Here is a 16,813-nt window from a genome sequence, read left to right as displayed (position 1 = left end):
GCTTTTTCCGTTTCTGACGCTAAAAAGTTTGGCGTAAGGATCATAAAGTAGTACAACTGAATAGAGATGTTTCAGCGCTCGCAACGCTATCTGTGGCAGAGGTACACCATGAATATAGGCTCCGTGGCAAAGCTCACCGGATTATCCAGTAAATCCATTCGTTTGTATGAAGAAAAAGGCGTCATTACTCCCCCAACTCGCAGTGATGCGGGTTATCGCGAATATGGCGAGCAGCATGTTCAAGAGCTTAATCTGGTTTCCAGAGCAAAAAATGCTGGGTTTTCATTAGCAGAATGCAAAGAGTTTGTGGAGTTAGCTCATAACCCAAAACGCAAAAGCAGCGAGGTGAAGGCCAAAGCTCAGGAGAAGCTCAAAGAAGTTGAATTAAAGATTCGAGAGCTACGTGAAATAGAGAAACAACTAAAAGGTTGGGTTAATGCCTGCCCCGGTGATGAAAATAGCGATTGCCCGATCATAGAAGACCTGACTAAGTAACAGCTCACAAACGGCTGTTGTTTTTCTTAACCTTTTCAACAACCCACCATGAAGTACATCCTCAGATCATGTAACATTGAAAGACTACACAGTTACTTCGGATGTCTTCATGGAAGCAGAATTACTGGAAATAAAGAATTTCCTCTCTCAGCACCCACCTTTTGATGAGCTCGAAGATGAAGTGCTCAACTTCGTTACCAAGCATGTTGAAATTTCTTATTTCCGTGAGGATACGCCAGTCATCCACTTTGGCGACGAAATCCACGATTTGTACATGGTGCGCAGTGGTGTTGTTGAAGTTTATCGACGCAAAGGTGAACTCTACAACCGACTGGATGAAGGGGCGCTGTTCGGGCAAATGGGCCTACTCACCAATAACAAAGTACGCTTTCCAGCCAAAGCGACCAAAGATACATTGGTGTACTGCATTCCTGAAGCGGTTTTCCAAGAGCTCTACGACAATCACGAGACCTTTGCAGATTTTGTTGAAGTTGAAGATACCGCCCGACTTCGCCAAGCCGTTTCAAGTACCAATGAACAAAACGACCTAACGACATCAAAAGTTCGCACGCTTCTCACAGGCGACGCTCCATTTTTGGAAAAAACAGAAACAATCCAGAATGCAGCGATCAAAATGGCTGAAGAGAATGTTTCTTCACTATTGATCATCGATCCCGACATTCTTGAAGACAACGAAGAAGACAATTCACCGCTGGTTGGCATCATCACCGACCGAGATCTGTGCACCCGAGTATTGGCTGAAGGTTTGGATGCAAATGACGAAGTGTCCAGCGTGATGACAACGGAAGTCATTTCCCTTGACCACAATGCGTACGTTTATGAAGCGATGCTCACCATGCTACGCTACAACGTGCACCACCTGCCGGTTTTAAAAGATAAAAAGCCTATTGGCATCATCGAAGCGACAGACATCGTCCGCTACGAATCTCAAAACTCTCTACTCCTAGTCAGCAGCATCTTCCAGCAGCAATCGATTGAAGAGCTCGCGTCATTATCTGAACAGGTAAAAGACAGCTTCGTACGATTGGTCAACGAAGATGCGAACTCTCACATGGTCGGCAGTGCCATGTCGGTGATTGGTAAGAGCTTTAAACAACGAATTATTGAACTGGCAGAAGAAGAGCTGGGCGAACCTCCTATTCCATACTGCTTTCTCGCTTTGGGTTCCATGGGCCGAGATGAGCAAATTCTGGTCACCGATCAGGATAACGCCATCATTCTTGATAATTCCTATGTTAAGGAAGAGCACGACGAGTATTTCTCAGCGCTGGCAAAGAAGATCTGTGATGGACTAAACGAATGCGGTTACACCTATTGTACAGGTGACATTATGGCCACCAATCCAGAATGGCGCATGACCCGAAGCGAATGGGAAGAGTGCTTTGCCGACTGGATAGACGACCCGAACCCGAAAGCCCTATTGAATGCCTCCATTTTCTTCGACTTAGTGGGTGTATATGGACGCCTGAAATGGGCAGAACAACTCAATGGGTTCATTGTCAGACGTTCACGCAAAAACAATCGTTTCTTGGCCTGTCTGGCTCGCAACGCCATGAATCGAACCCCACCACTCGGTTTCTTCAAAGACTTTGTGATGGAGAAAGATGGTCAGCACAAAAACTCCATCAACCTCAAGCGTCGCGGCACTGCCCCACTCGCCGACTTAATTCGCGTTCACGCATTAGCGGTAGGATCTCGCTCTACCAACTCCTTTGAGCGCTTAGATGATATTCATGAAGCGGGTATTTTGCCCAAAGGCAAAGCGCGCGATTTACGCGATGCGCTTGAATTCATCTCCATGGTACGAATTCGTCACCAAGCACTCGATGTAGAGAATCAAATCGAACCGGATAACAATATCGAACCGGAGAACTTATCTGATTTCGAACGACGCAACTTGAAAGATGCTTTCCAAATCCTGAGTAACGCACAGAATTTCCTTAAATTCCGTTACCAAGCCAGCAACAACTTTAAGTAGGTGAACGATGTTCAAAAGTATGATGCGTGCACCAGCGATTGATTGGGAAAAGAAGTTTGAGGCGAAGCAACAGACTAGCCGAAATGACTCACTCAAGCGTTACTACAGTGCTGGAGTTCCAAGCGCCGAGACCAATCTGGAAGATGTGACCTTTCTAGCCATGGATTTTGAAACCACTGGTTTAGATTCAGAGCAGGATGACATCATCACCATTGGAACAGTGCCGTTTAACCTCAACAGAATCTTTATTAATCAAGCTCATCACTGGACGGTACGCCCTCGTCAGCAACTGGCTGAAGAATCCGTCATCATTCATGGTATCACCCACAGTGATATTCTCGACGCACCGGACTTATCGGAAGTATATGATCAAGTTTTGCAGCAGATGGCAGGCAAAGTCATGGTGGTGCATTATCAGCGAATTGAGCGAGAGTTTTTTGATCGAGCACTCAAGGATCGAATTAATGAAGGGATTGAGTTTCCTGTCGTCGATACCATGCATATTGAAACACTTTATCAACAACGCCTGCGCGGTGGTATTCTCAATAAGGTATTAGGTAAGAAGCCTGATTCAGTCAGACTTGGCGCCAGTCGTTCGCGTTACGGGTTGCCTCCCTATACTCCCCACCATGCCTTAACAGACGCCGTGGCAACCGCAGAGCTACTTCAGGCGCAAATTGCGCATCATTACGAGCGCACAATGAAACTCAATCAGATTTGGTTGTGAGTCAGCATACGATACAAAAAAGGGACGATAAATCGTCCCTTTTTCAGTTTCATCATTTCAATTAGCGATCGTATTTTTCCGTGCGCATGCCCATCAGCAGGCTGACACACATCATCAACAATACAAAGGTGAACGGTAAGGCCGTTGAAATAGCACCTGCTTGTAGCGCCTGAACCGCTTCAGTACCGCCAACCCATAGTAGAGCGACTGCAATTGCACCTTCCATAAAGGCCCAGAATACACGCTGAAGTACAGGCGCATCGACTTTACCACCAGCAGTAATGCTGTCGATAACCAGTGAGCCCGAGTCAGATGACGTAATAAAGAACACCAAAACCAGAATCACCGCGATGATTGATAGAACAGTACCGAAAGGTAGTACATCAAACATCTGGAACATTGCTAGCGAAACATCCGTCAGACCATTTGCACCTAGTTCACCGATGTTGTTAACCACTTGGTCAATCGCAATGCCGCCGAATACTGACATCCAAAGTAGCGTTACCGCTGTTGGAACTAACAGAACCGCCGTCATAAATTCACGTACTGTACGACCTTTAGATACACGTGCGATGAACATACCAACGAATGGTGACCATGAAATCCACCACGCCCAGTAGAATACTGTCCAGCCTTGGAACCAAGCTTCGTCTTGACGACCATGAGGGTTACTTAGCGGAATGATATTCTCAACGTAAGCCATCAGCGTCGTACCAATGTTGCCAAACGCTACAGCATAACCAATCAGAGCAACCAAAATCAGTAGCAAGAAGGCTACGATCATGTTGATGTTACTGATAACCTTCACACCGCCATCAATCCCACGAACAACGGATACCACAGCCAATAAAGTCACAACCGCAATCACGACGATCTGTAGACCCATACCTGCATCAATACCGAATACATGGTGGATACCACTCGCCGCTTGCTGCGCACCTAAGCCAAGAGAAGTAGCAAGACCAAACAGCGTCGCCAATACCGCTAAGATATCAACAATGTGTCCAGCCCAACCCCAAGCACGGTCACCAAGAATAGGATAGAAAATAGAGCGGATTGATAGTGGCAAACCTTTGTTATAAGCAAAGAACGCCAAAGACAGAGCAACAACACCGTAAATAGCCCAAGGGTGAAGACCCCAGTGGTACATCGTTGCACCCATTGCCAGTTTTGCTGCTTCAGGCGTATTGGCTTCAACACCTAACGGCGTTTCAAACCAGCCAGTGTAGTAAGCAACAGGCTCAGCAACACTCCAGAACATCAGACCGATACCCATACCCGCAGCAAAAAGCATCGATAGCCACGAGATGAATGAGTAATCTGCTGTCGCGTCTTGACCACCAAGACGGATTTTGCCCAATGGGCTAACAATTAGCGCAAGACAGAAAACAACAAAAATGTTTCCTGACCAGATAAATAGCCAATCAAAGCTTCCGATGATTTGAAACTTCAGACCATCCAGCAATGATTTTGCTGACTGCGCATCCATCACCAACACAGCAAACAGGAATAATCCGATGAATCCGGCACTCACGCCAAATACGGGGTTGTGAACATCAAACCCCCACTTTTGTACATTATCTTGCCCGATGGTGTAATCGGTACTATCGATACTGTACTTGTCTATACCTTTAGTCATCTTTCCTCTCTCGATGAATATTCTTCCCTAATCAAGCCTTCAGATAGAAAAATCGTTAGTGATAAAAACAATTTAATCTATATCAAGACTTGATCGACTAAACACCATTGTACGCCTAGATACAGATCATTCCAGTAAATCACTATTATTTGTCCAGTTTTTGGACGAATACGAATTCAAGAGCCTACTATTTACACAACAATCAACTATCCCTCTCCCTGCATTCATTTTGACTTCTAAACATTTGAGAACATCACATTTACGCAAAAAAATTTCTTTCCGATTCTCATAACTATTCATTCCCTCACTAATATGAGAAATAAGTATGATATTTATGAGTTTTCAGGCTTCATTTCGCGGGAATTTTCATGTATTTTCTCGCCTCCAAACGCTTCGCTCATTAAGGATTAACATTGGAAAAGCACGAAGAAGTTCTTATCTCTATTCGACAGATTATCCGCGCCATCGATCTGCACTCGAAAAGGCTAAGTAAAGAGTCTGGGTTAACAGGCCCACAACTGATTCTAATGCGCTCAATAAGAGAGCTTGGAGAAGTGACGATTCGAGAGCTTTCTAACCATACGAATATGAGTCAAGCGACAGCAACGACAATATTGGATCGCTTAGAGCGCCAAGAGTTGGTTAAGCGTGTACGCAGCGTTCAAGATAAGCGAAAGGTTCACGCACACCTTACTGAGAAAGGTCTGGCGGTACTCGACCAAGCGCCAATGCCTTTGCAGCAAAACTTCATCAATAAGTTTCAACGACTGGAAGAATGGGAACAATCACTGCTTCTTTCTTCGGTGCAACGTATCTCATCGATGATGAACGCTGAGGACATTGATGTAGCACCTGTACTTGAGCTAGGAAGCATCACCAAGCCAGAATAACTACCTGCGCCAGAATTGATTTAGCAACACTTTAGGCTTACTTTTTATAAAGGCGTAAAGGACAGCCAAAGGTGTTGCATGGTGAAAAACGAGACGCTTCAGACCCGACAGAGTGATGCTATCCTCGACATCAGACAACAGAAACAAGTTCTGAAGTTTATCGCCGCGATCACGCTTCTCTTCTTCGTTCCACTCGGAATCAAAAACCTTCTCATTGGCGAAACCATGCTCGGCGCTGTTCTACTGGCGTTTGAGATTACCTTGCTCCTAGAAATTGCCGCCATTATCTATAATAAAGTCAGCCTCTTCGGACACTTTATCCCTCTTTCTCTGCTCGTCACCTCAATCATTATGGCAGTGAACATCTTTGGCACATTGGCCACCTACTGGGTATTCCCTATCATTGTGAGCATTGTGTTTCTCCTACCAGCCCGCACCGCCACCATCGCGAATATCGTGATGTGTCTAGGTTGCACCATCGCTGTATTACCTCATCAGGAGTTATCAGAAACATCCCGCTACGCCTTTTCCTTACTCGCTACTGCGGTCATTGTCCATGTGGTTGTTAAAGCGGTCAGACAGCTACAAACCGACCTTCGCTATTTGTCCGTGAGAGACCCGATGACTGGCGCGTACAACCGACACCAACTACAAAGCTCACTTGAGAACATTCGTCAGCTCTATACAACCTCGTCAATCGCGCTCATTGATATCGACAAATTCAAAACGATTAATGACCTCTATGGGCATGATGTCGGTGACCAAGTCATCACACAGGTGGTTGAAGTTATTGATGGCGAAACCGAGCACTCAACTATGTTATTTCGCTTGGGGGGCGATGAATTTCTTTTGCTGTTTCCTCAAGCCGATCAATACGCGGTTGAGTCTTCAATGGAAGCAATCAATCGCGCCGTCAAAGAGAGCGATTATCCTCAAGAGGCGAAAGTGACCCTAAGTTCAGGTGTGGCAGAGTCTCAGCCCTTTGAATCCATTGAAGACTGGGTCAAACGTGCTGACATAGCCCTTTACCAATCAAAACGTCTGGGTCGAGATCGGGTTTCACTGTTTTCTCAACCCGACCGCATGAACAGTTACGATCGAAGCGCTTACCAGCGCGCCTCACGCTAATTAGTTGAAGATGGGCAGTTGTCGGGCTTCTTTGACCTGCCGAATTGCCAAGTGTGTATGGATATCCTTAACATTTTCTAAACGCTGAATTTTACGCGTAAAAGCTTCGTACCCGGCCAGATCATGACTGACGACTTCCAAAAGGTAATCATAAGCACCCGAAACAACATGGCAACTCACTACTTCCTCCATATCCTGAACAGCTTGCTCGAAGTCATCGATAGAAGAGGCTTGGTGGTTACTTAGGCTAACCTCGACAAATACCGTCATCCCAACCCCAACCTTATCTTTACTTAAGCTTGCTCGGTAGCTGGCGATCACTCCCTCTTCTTCAAGCCGTTTAATCCTTCGAGCACAAGGGGAAGGTGACAAACCGACTTTGTCGGCAATATCTGCTGTCGACTGACGGGCATCCTTTTGTAACAACATCAAGATGTGTTGATCGATCCTATCCATGGTTCACGCCTCTAAATAGCAAATCTTATTAATAAATTAGCTGATTCAGCCAATACTCATATTATTATTAGTTAACTTTGCCATATTTGGTCTTAAGAAACGACTCATAATTACTAACACCAAATTAATATACTAACAACGTTATGATCTCAGGTTACTTGGCAATGGCTGCCACACTGCTGCTCTGGTCTGGCTTTTTTCTTTCACTTCGTGGTGGCGCACATTCGGAACTCACAACAGCAGATATCGCATTGGCTCGATTTCTCATCCCTTGTATCGTGCTGCTCCCTTTGGTACTTAAATCAATAAAACTCATTCAAAAAGTACCGAAACGCTACATGCTAGGGATGTTTGTTGGCTGTGGTTTGCCTTACTTGTTGGTTGCCGGGACAGGCATGCAGCTGGCGCCAGTTTCCGACGGTAGCGCGTTAATACCGGGCACACTACCACTTTTTGTGTCAGGCATCGCGGTAGTACTATTTCGACAACCGTTAAGCTCTCACCGTATTTTGGGACTTATGCTAGTGCTCGGTGGCATCGCTGCTTTCCTCTTTCAGGGCTTTGGACACTCTGGCAATGGCTTATTGACCGGATACTTCCTGTTCCTGTTGGGGAGCATGATGTGGGCAACGTTTACGATTTGCGCGCGAGTTTCTAATCTGAACCCTTTAGTTGCCGCGGGAGTTATTTCGTTACTCTCCACACTCGGATTAATCACCCTTATCGCCAGTGGTATGCTAAAGAGTCATTTAATCGCAACCAGTGTGGCCGATTGGCCATGGAAAGAACTCGCGGGTCATATCACCCTACAAGGCATTGGTGCTGGTCTGGTTGCTGCATTTACCTATTTACATGCGATTTCAGTATTGGGCGCTGAGCGTACTGCTGCGTTTGGTGCTGCAACGCCCGCGATAGCAACATTACTTGCTATCCCTGTGTTCAATGAACAGCCCACTTTATTGGGATGGTTTGCGCTTGGAATGGTGTGTGTTGGCAGCTTGATCGCCAGCAATATATTTATGAAGCAAGACGCTTCTCTGCTGTATCAGCCACCAAAGTTTAAATGATTCTAGGGATCAGCGTTAAGCTGGGAACGAGAACACACAGAACGTAAATCTGGCGCGCAAGAGCTTTGTTCTCCATTTTGATAAGGAAGGGAGAAGCGATAAACATAGAAACCAGAACGTGCAGTGCCATATTAGTGACAAACTGTTCCAGTACGAGCGTAAACAGCAACCAGATCCCGATCTGTAGGCGGGAGATACGAATTTTAATTCCTAGCCCTACAATAAAGACTGAAGCTGCAAGCGAAGAAATCATCAACAAAACTACTTTTTGATATTAATTATCATTTGCAACAAATACTAATGGGAATCATTATCAAAAACAACTGATTTTTTGTTGTTACACGCAGAGTCCGGTATAGTCTGCAGCGAAATTTCTTTGCGTGGATGACCATTTTGAAAACGCCCTGTATCGCTGCATGCAAAAATAATGGTGGAATATGTAGCGGTTGCCATCGAACCATTGATGAAATCGTCAACTGGCGCCACCTTTCAGATGATGAAAGAGACACCGTTATGGATGCGCTTCAAGGAAGCACCACAAGCCATACCTGCCCGTCCTGTGGTGAGTCAGCCCAGTGTGACATCAGCGCAGGTAAAGACACCTGCTGGTGTTTTTCGCTTGAAAAACGAGATACATCTTCTCTCCCGTCAAATGAATCTTGCTTGTGTAGAAAGTGCCTCAACCAACTGCCTCTAGAATAATTATTCGTTCAGTAACCTCTCAAAATTTGGATTAGTTTATCTAATCCAAATCATAGAAATTAATCTTGCGTAAGATCACATTTTTCAATTGCACGCAAACCAATCTCCTTCTAATATTCTGCGCCTAAATCATCCATTTTTCTTTATTTAGTTAGGGTTGCATTACGCAGCACCTGTGGTTTCGTGCGCTTTAAATTTAGGTATGTCTGAAAATGTCCGCATCATCTCAAGTTATAAAACTGACATTTTTAATTGCAATACTGACCGCGGTAGGTCAGATGACTCAAACCATGTATGTGCCGTCTATCGGTCATATGGCAGATGAATTTCTTGTGTCACCCGCTGCACTTCAGGCAGTCATGGCGTGTTATCTAATACCCTATGGTCTTTCACAATTTTTCTATGGTCCGCTATCCGATCGTTTAGGCCGGAAACCGATTATTATTGCTGGTTTGCTTATCTATATTGTCGGTGCAATCGTTGCTCTGTTTGCACAACAATTCGAGTGGTTCCTTGCTGGCAGCTTTATTCAGGGACTGGGAATCGGCAGCGGTGGCGCTATGTCGAGAACCCTCACACGAGATGTCTTTTCGGGAAGAGAGCTTCATCAAGTGAACAGCTTGATCAGCATGTGCGTGATTTTTTCTCCACTATTGGCCCCTGTTCTTGGGGGATACCTGACGGAAACTTTAGGCTGGCGCTCTGGCTACATGTTCCTAGCATTGTTTAGCATCGCTGTGGTGATCATCATGATGACCCGATTCGAAGAAACCTTGCCTAAAGCGAGTCGGCGCAATGAATCTGCACTAAGTAGCTATGGCTTTGTGCTCTCTAACAAACGGTTCCAGGGTTATTTAGTGTGCATCGTGGCGACATTCTCTGGTGTGGCCATCTTTGAGGCCGCCGCAGGCGTTCTACTTGGTGGCGTGTTAAAGCTGCCTGCAACGACGGTCAGTATGTTATTTGTCTTACCTATTCCCGGTTACCTCGTCGGCGCAGGGCTATCTAGCGTCATTGCATCCAAAAGAGGCGAGAAAGTTTCGATGATGTTTGGTTTACTAGCCATCGTACTTGGCTCACTCATTGTACTGGTGCCTGGACTCATGGGACAAACCTCCGCGATGACGTTGGTTGGCGGGGCGACTATCTATTTTTTGGGGGCTGGCGTTCTATTCCCTGCTGCAACCACGGGTGCCTTGTCACCTTTTCCATACCATGCGGGAACCGGAGGAGCCATTCTGGGCGGTATGCAGAATTTAGGTGCAGGCTTAGCCACCCTAGCCGCCTCAATCATCCCTTCGCATGACCAGATGCCAGTAGGTGCATTAATGTTGCTCATGTCATTGCTGGCGTTGCTCGGGCTGATTCGTGTATATCACAAGCACGATCCTTCCAATGAAATACCTTTGGCAGTCTAACCAACGTAAAAAAGGAGCATGAACTGCTCCTTTTTTATTTAGTCTGATTCGGTTAAGCCCAACTAGCCGTTACCATTTTTTCATTATCCGACCGACCAGATTAGGATGATATGCCCAGCTGTGGTCAAACATAGACATCAGTTCGGGATTGCCATATTTGGATAAGCTAATAGCGTGAAAACGGTTCTTACGCTTTTTAAGCTTAGCGACTTTCGCCAGCATTTCATCCGATTGCTTGGGCGCGATAAAGTCAGAAATCACTACCATATCGGCATTTTTGTATCTATCGCCACCCATTAAGTCGATAGACTTCATTAGCACAGGCTCTAAGTCTGTTCCACCATGAAAACTGTATGTGAGAAAGTCACTCGCTTCTCGTAAACCATCTTGTCTCGTCAGCTCATAGGTGATTTGCTCCGTAGAGAACAAAATAACAAAGCAGTCGCGATCTTCCGCCAGTGCAATCTGCATTAGCGCATACGCCATAGCTTTCGCGCATTGTTCAGGGAAGCCGCTCATCGAGCCTGAAGCATCCACACAAACAATAAAAGGCCCCTTTTCAACATCGACCTGTTTGTTGTCTGGCCTGTGTGCCTTAACCTTGCGCAGCGTACGAGACTTACCCTGCATACGATAATTCATTAAACGTTTATCGACTAAATGCTTATAGAACACGACTTCTAATTCAGGGTAAGCCAAAAACATGGTTTCGTTAGGCAGCAGTTTGTTGAGGTCATCGCTTTCATGAATACCAACAATGTCGTCCGTCGCTTCGTCTGACTTTTCCTCGACCATTTGTAGCTCTTCAGCTGGCGCCCGATTTAAATCGGGGTCATCAACCTGACCTGCCATGCGGCCCAGCTTTTCCGCGATTTCCTGCAGCCCTTGATTCTTTTTCAGAAACTCAGCATGGCGCTTCATCACAAATAAATCTGTTTTACTCAGCTTAGCCGCTGCCATATCCCATAAGCGGCCAACGCTGTTTTCATCCCCTTCTTCAGTGACTTTATCCATGTTTTTCATGGTTTCCATTCGCTGATAGAGATCTTTCAAAGCCTTTTCTTTATTCGCTTCAAGCTCTGTTACCTGAGCCTGACGAATCGCCTCAGACAGACTTTGGTACCACTGATCACAGAAGTAATGTGGGAACATCGGGTTGTTCACCCCTTTGTTCTTTTCCATCAGGCGACGAGCTTGCAGATAGAATGCTGAATGCCATTCAAGCTTCTTGATGATATCGGGGATTTTTTCAAAGAATGTCGCTTCGTCCCAATGAATGACTTCTTGATAAAGTGCAAGTTCTTGCTGGAATCGCTCTGTTTCACAAACCTTGGTTATGCGCTTCTTCACGCTACCTCGCCACTTAAGCAGATGGTTTTTAACTTTCGTTTTCATCCCTCTGTTTTCTGTGATCGCCATGACTTGAGAACGAGCCATTAGATCGTTGACCGCAGAGTCTATGATCCCTGAGTCTGCAATCATTAACGCTAGGTTTAAACCGTCAGCTCCTAACATTCATAGCTCCTTTAAGAGAAGAATTGATTTAGGTTTCTAAAACGGAAAACCGTGCGTTCGCATTCGGTTTTGGTCGATTCCAGTACTTGCTGAATGTGCTGGAGACTGGCTTCCATCGCGCGAGGTAAGTCCTGGTCAATAAAACTATGCGGTAGAGCGCCATGAAAGTTAGAGCGTACTTTAAGAAGATGATGCTCAGCGTGTTCAAGCTGAGCCAAGGCTTGCTCTGACTTGGTCAACCAACTTTGATACAGACCGTCGTCGAGACCTTTCTGCGTAACAACAGAAACCAATACCGCGCGATTAGCGATGTCTTTAATGACGAGATTGTTACCAGCATCAATATCAAAACGTAAACGACACATGTTGGTGTTCTGATTAACATACCCGTACACATCTCCATGGCCTTCTTTAATCACGCGCTCCAGTTCATTCTTCGGAACGTAAACCCAGCGGCTGTCCCCTTTCTCAGATTCAGACACTGACATGTTACTTTGCAATAGCACCAGTTTGACTAGATCAAAGGCGCTACCCACTTTGTAGCTTTTCGCATCTGAGATGTCATAGCTATGGACTTGTTTCTTTAACAAGCCCGTGGTCGATTCCATAGACAACATAATGCCAAATTCAGACTCTAATTCTTCCTGAACTTCCGCTAACTCCTCACGGCATAAGCTGATCTGTTGCTCCACTTCTTGCTGGTCAAAAGCCTGTTTAAGAGCAAACTCTTTCACGACTCGCTGCACCACTTCTCTTGACTCTGGGCTATTCCATAAGCAGTCTTGCAACAGCAAGAGATCGAGTGGATTGACGCTATCGCGACCATTAAAATAGGCACTTGCTTTAAGTAACTTAACGGCTTTTTTCCAACGGCGGTCTGAGACATACATATCGGTATCAGAGACATCAACGCCCATTCCTTCAGTTGCCGATTGCTCTAGCATTTCTTTGAGCTCATAGAGTTTTTCAAAGACTTCGTCGCTCAGTTCGAGCTTTTCAAGCTCAGATTGCCACAAATGATACTCTTTATCTGTAATCGCCAAACCTTCAGGGATTTGTGCTTCCTGTGGCGTACCCACTGTCAGCATTGATTTGAAGTTTTGTTTGTTCTGAATGCGATTAACAAAGATGCGGACTAACATACGGTCATATAGCGCTTCCAGACCACTGTCTTCATCCGGAAGTTCATTGGATGCGGATACCAGCAGACGCATAGGAACGCGTTCTACATCGCTACCATTTTTGAAGGTCTTTTCATTCACCACCGTCAATAGGGTGTTGAGAATCGCAGGGCCAGCCTTCCAAATCTCATCCAAAAAGACAACTTGAGCCGTCGGCAAGTACCCTTCTGTCAGGCGTAAATAGCGTCCATTATCCTTAAGCTCTTGAATGCTCAGAGGTCCGAACACCTCTTCAGGTGTTGAAAAGCGAGTCATCAAGTATTCAAAATAGGAGGAATTGTCGAATGCTTGGATCAACCGCTTCGCAATGAGACTTTTTGCGATACCCGGTGGGCCTAATAGGAAAACACTTTCACCCGCCAATGCGGCGAGCAAACACATTTTGATGGTATCTTCACGCTCGTAGACACCATCAGATAAGGCGTGAGCCAGTTTGTTGATTCGTTCAGAGAGCAACGCTTTTTGCGAGTGGGAGACTCTGGTAGGGCTAATCATTCTGCGCTCCTCTGACTTCGACCAGAATTGAATATATGTATATTTTTATACATTTGTTATCACTTTGTTACAAGTGCATTTTTTTAGTTTTGACCCATCTTTATAACAGAAGCAAATTTGACGTAACTTGTTGAAATCAAAGTTTGCAATTTTGGGAGACAAGTCACTGGGAGAGTGTCTCATATTTGAGTCACGCTCACTATTAACCTTTTATTCACTATTTGTAGGCTGTAATGTAAGGCCGCATCTCAATTAATGAGTCACGATAAGAATACTATGGACACACCTTTGAATATTCTACACACTTGGAAGGGCATCTCCCTTCAGGAAGAGCAAACCACACTACCTAACGGTAAAACCATCACTCACACCACGATTTCTCACCCTGGCGCTGCCGTTATCTTACCGATAGAAAATAATGGCAATATTATTGTTATCAACCAGTACCGCCCTTCTCTCAAAAAATGGCTACTTGAATTACCTGCTGGCACGATTGAACCTAACGAACCTGTTGAGCTCTGTGCAGTAAGAGAATTAGCAGAAGAGACTGGTTACAGCGCAGAAACCATGATATCTCTAGGGCAAGTCACACCTTTGGCTGGGTTTTGCGACGAGATTCAATATCTGTTTGTCGCAAAAGGCCTGTCCGAGGTAACAAGATTTAATTGCGACGATGATGAAGTCATTGAGGTGTTGTCTCTGCCTGTTAGCGAAATCGAACAAAAGATTATCGAAGGCGAGATCACCGATGCCAAAACGATCGCATGTTTAAGTAAAGCAAAACTGTGTGGATACATATAGGAGAAAGCGCATGGATTTCCGTTCGGATACCGTCACCAAACCCACCCAAGCAATGAGACGAGCCATGGCTGACGCGTTAGTCGGTGATGACGTATACGGTGACGACCCGACCGTTAATGAACTAGAAGCGTGGGCTGCGGAGCGCCACGGGTTTGAAGCAGCACTTTTCACCACATCAGGCACACAGGCAAATTTGCTTGGTTTGATGGCACACTGTGACCGTGGTGACGAATACCTGTGTGGCCAACAGGCGCACAACTACAAATACGAAGCTGGCGGTGCTGCCGTGTTAGGGTCTATTCAACCACAACCCATCGAAAATATCCCAGACGGTACCCTTGATTTCGACAAACTAAGAGCGGCAATCAAACCAGATGATAGCCATTTTGCCCGAACTAAATTGCTAAGCCTAGAAAACACCATCAATGGCAAAGTGCTACCACTGTCTTATCTCGCACAAGCCCGAGAGTTTGTTGATCAACACGGCCTATCACTCCATCTAGACGGAGCTCGTGCATACAATGCAGCTGTTGCACTCGATGTTGATATTCAAGAAATCGCCAAGCACTTTGACTCGATGACAATCTGCCTGTCAAAAGGCCTTTCTGCACCTATCGGCTCATTACTTCTTGGCAGCAAGGCTTATATCGCTAAGGCTCGTCGATTACGCAAAATGGTTGGCGGTGGTATGCGTCAGGCTGGTATTCTTGCTGCGGCAGGTAAACTGGCGTTGACCGAGCAAGTCGAACAGCTGAAAGTTGACCACGCCAATGCAAAACTGTTGGCTACGGAGTTAAGTCAACTTCAAGGTTTCCACGTCAATCCTGAGTTCGTTCAGACTAACATTGTATTTGCTAAGCTGGACGACAACGTTGATATCCACGCTATTGCAAATAAATTGAGCGAAGACGGCATTACCGTTTCGCCAGGAAACCCAATACGCTTTGTAACTCATAAAGACGTTTCTGAATCTGACATTAAGTTGCTTGTTGAAAAGCTGAAAGCGTATTTGTAGTTTTTGACTTTTCTCAGTTTAGAAGCCAGTCACTAAAGTGGCTGGCTTTTTCTATAGGTGAGAACGCACAAATAAGATTGCTTCCCGGGAATATCGAAGGAATTATTATTGAGTCAGATTTTCAGCTAACAATAAAAAGAACGCTGTTTACCCAAATCACCTGAAAACAAACCTGCTAGTACGAAGAACACTGAATATGAAAAATTATCTTATCACTTGTGCGACAGGTGGAATCGCATCCAGCTTAGCAATCGAACTCGCCCGAGAGCATTCACTTTTTTTGGCCGCAAGAAATATTTCTAAATTAAATGATATTGTGTCTAGCCATGAGTTTCAGCACCCCGTACAAACAAGTGCACTTGATTTCTTCAGCACCGGTTCCATTGATGAATGTGCTTTAGCAATCAAAGACTCTGATAAATTCGATGGTGTGGTGTTCTTTATCCCAAGAATCCCACCTTCCAAAGAAGTGTTTCCTGACGATGAAAAATGGCAAGAGTATTTCAATAATTACTTTATTTTGCCCCTACGTTTGCTTCGCCAGATTGTCGAGCAAGATAAGTTGAAGGAAAACGCTTCCATCGTTTTCGTTTCAGGAATCAGCTCCAAAGCCGCACTTCCACACTACTCGATAAACAATTGCTTACGCAGCGCTTGGGTCGGACAAGCGAAAACCATGGCGTTGTCACTGGCAGAGCAAGGTATATCCGTTAATACCCTCTCCCTCGGTGGCGTAATGACTCAAAGCTATACACAGAAGATGGAGCAAAAAGCCCTCGACAGGAATCTATCGTTTAAAGAACTGATGGAGAACGAAACGTCTAATATCCCACTTAAAAAGTACGCATCGGTAAAAGATGTCATCGATAGTATTGTGGCGCTGCTCGGGCCAATCTCTAACCATATGACAGGTCAAAACATAGTGCTAGACGGCGGTTTTAATCGGGCCTACTGATCCATTCCTTTCAATTCCTAGTTCATAGGATTCGGGCTACGACGCTATTCAAATCAGCGAGAAATACACAACCTTCTCGCTGAGTCGTACATCAATCTTTCTTCATTCTATGAGAATCCTTAGCACTGCGCTATATACAATACATCTTCTCAAATTAAGTAAAACTGCCACTATGTCATATCATTTTATGATGATTTACCGTTAATGATTGGCCAAGAACTGTTGAAAAAGTCACACTACAAACAGTTCAATACAGCTATTTAGCGACGTCAGCGACTATTAACACATTACAAGTTTAAATAAACTTATTTCTTTGATGTTTATTAAACT

16 protein-coding genes are annotated in these 16,813 nt (G+C 45.1%); 11 read left to right on the top strand and 5 right to left on the bottom strand.

The window, feature by feature from the left end; translation table 11 throughout:
• Positions 1-108: 108 nt before the first annotated feature.
• From cueR to F0265_RS11815, 3 genes are all read left to right on the top strand, one after another.
• On the top strand, positions 109-495 hold the full coding sequence (cueR, locus tag F0265_RS11825) for a Cu(I)-responsive transcriptional regulator (protein WP_006960797.1): 387 nt from the start codon (positions 109-111) through the stop codon (positions 493-495).
• Positions 496-604: 109 nt separating this feature from the next.
• Positions 605-2,494: a DUF294 nucleotidyltransferase-like domain-containing protein gene (locus tag F0265_RS11820; RefSeq protein WP_040121504.1), complete on the top strand. Its 1,890-nt coding sequence runs from the start codon at positions 605-607 to the stop codon at positions 2,492-2,494.
• A gap of 7 nt (positions 2,495-2,501) precedes the next feature.
• Complete coding sequence (locus F0265_RS11815; RefSeq protein ID WP_171749029.1) at positions 2,502-3,221, top strand: 3'-5' exonuclease; 720 nt, start codon at positions 2,502-2,504, stop codon at positions 3,219-3,221.
• Positions 3,222-3,282: 61 nt separating this feature from the next.
• On the opposite strand, the gene F0265_RS11810 is transcribed toward F0265_RS11815, so the two are convergent.
• Positions 3,283-4,860: a BCCT family transporter gene (locus F0265_RS11810; protein ID WP_171749028.1), complete on the bottom strand. Its 1,578-nt coding sequence runs from the start codon at positions 4,858-4,860 to the stop codon at positions 3,283-3,285.
• Positions 4,861-5,273: 413 nt separating this feature from the next.
• Between F0265_RS11810 and F0265_RS11805 the strand changes: the two genes are divergently transcribed.
• Both F0265_RS11805 and F0265_RS11800 read left to right on the top strand, forming a co-directional pair.
• Positions 5,274-5,750 carry a MarR family transcriptional regulator gene (locus tag F0265_RS11805; RefSeq protein WP_006960793.1) on the top strand — a complete coding sequence of 159 codons (477 nt, stop codon included), beginning with the start codon at positions 5,274-5,276 and terminating at the stop codon, positions 5,748-5,750.
• Between the two features lie 78 nt (positions 5,751-5,828).
• Positions 5,829-6,878 carry a GGDEF domain-containing protein gene (locus F0265_RS11800; protein WP_171749027.1) on the top strand — a complete coding sequence of 350 codons (1,050 nt, stop codon included), beginning with the start codon at positions 5,829-5,831 and terminating at the stop codon, positions 6,876-6,878.
• On the opposite strand, the gene F0265_RS11795 is transcribed toward F0265_RS11800, so the two are convergent.
• Complete coding sequence (locus F0265_RS11795; RefSeq protein ID WP_171339663.1) at positions 6,879-7,334, bottom strand: Lrp/AsnC family transcriptional regulator; 456 nt, start codon at positions 7,332-7,334, stop codon at positions 6,879-6,881. It abuts the gene before it with no gap.
• A 164-nt stretch (positions 7,335-7,498) separates the two neighbouring features.
• On the opposite strand from F0265_RS11795, the gene F0265_RS11790 reads away from it, so the two are divergent.
• Positions 7,499-8,401 carry a DMT family transporter gene (locus F0265_RS11790; RefSeq protein ID WP_171749026.1) on the top strand — a complete coding sequence of 301 codons (903 nt, stop codon included), beginning with the start codon at positions 7,499-7,501 and terminating at the stop codon, positions 8,399-8,401.
• On the opposite strand, the gene F0265_RS11785 is transcribed toward F0265_RS11790, so the two are convergent.
• On the bottom strand, positions 8,394-8,654 hold the full coding sequence (locus F0265_RS11785) for a hypothetical protein (RefSeq protein ID WP_038157899.1): 261 nt from the start codon (positions 8,652-8,654) through the stop codon (positions 8,394-8,396). The genes F0265_RS11790 and F0265_RS11785 overlap by 8 nt on opposite strands.
• 140 nt (positions 8,655-8,794) lie before the next feature.
• On the opposite strand from F0265_RS11785, the gene F0265_RS11780 reads away from it, so the two are divergent.
• Positions 8,795-9,103 carry a cysteine-rich CWC family protein gene (locus F0265_RS11780; protein WP_080749144.1) on the top strand — a complete coding sequence of 103 codons (309 nt, stop codon included), beginning with the start codon at positions 8,795-8,797 and terminating at the stop codon, positions 9,101-9,103.
• A gap of 212 nt (positions 9,104-9,315) precedes the next feature.
• Positions 9,316-10,521 (top strand): multidrug efflux MFS transporter EmrD, encoded by a 1,206-nt coding sequence (gene emrD / locus F0265_RS11775; protein ID WP_171749025.1) that lies wholly within the window; start codon positions 9,316-9,318, stop codon positions 10,519-10,521.
• Positions 10,522-10,590: 69 nt separating this feature from the next.
• On the opposite strand, the gene viaA is transcribed toward emrD, so the two are convergent.
• Positions 10,591-12,036 carry an ATPase RavA stimulator ViaA gene (gene viaA, locus F0265_RS11770; RefSeq protein ID WP_171749024.1) on the bottom strand — a complete coding sequence of 482 codons (1,446 nt, stop codon included), beginning with the start codon at positions 12,034-12,036 and terminating at the stop codon, positions 10,591-10,593.
• Positions 12,037-12,047: 11 nt separating this feature from the next.
• Complete coding sequence (locus tag F0265_RS11765) at positions 12,048-13,712, bottom strand: ATPase RavA domain-containing protein (RefSeq protein ID WP_171749023.1); 1,665 nt, start codon at positions 13,710-13,712, stop codon at positions 12,048-12,050.
• Between the two features lie 276 nt (positions 13,713-13,988).
• Here F0265_RS11765 and F0265_RS11760 point away from each other — a divergent pair, with 276 nt between their 5' ends.
• The 3 genes from F0265_RS11760 (at position 13,989) to F0265_RS11750 (ending at position 16,483) form a co-directional block, all read left to right on the top strand.
• A complete protein-coding gene (locus tag F0265_RS11760; RefSeq protein ID WP_006960784.1) occupies positions 13,989-14,513 on the top strand; it encodes an NUDIX hydrolase in 525 nt (174 codons plus the stop codon).
• A 10-nt stretch (positions 14,514-14,523) separates the two neighbouring features.
• On the top strand, positions 14,524-15,528 hold the full coding sequence (ltaE, locus tag F0265_RS11755; RefSeq protein ID WP_171749022.1) for a low-specificity L-threonine aldolase: 1,005 nt from the start codon (positions 14,524-14,526) through the stop codon (positions 15,526-15,528).
• A 196-nt stretch (positions 15,529-15,724) separates the two neighbouring features.
• A complete protein-coding gene (locus F0265_RS11750) occupies positions 15,725-16,483 on the top strand; it encodes an SDR family oxidoreductase (protein ID WP_171749021.1) in 759 nt (252 codons plus the stop codon).
• Positions 16,484-16,813: the final 330 nt, after the last annotated feature.

Origin of the sequence: Vibrio sp. RE88 (genome assembly GCF_013113835.1) — a bacterium.
In the GTDB taxonomy this organism is placed as follows: Bacteria; Pseudomonadota; Gammaproteobacteria; order Enterobacterales; family Vibrionaceae; genus Vibrio.
Note: the sequence above shows the minus strand (reverse complement) of the source record. Positions and strands in the feature narration are given on the sequence as shown.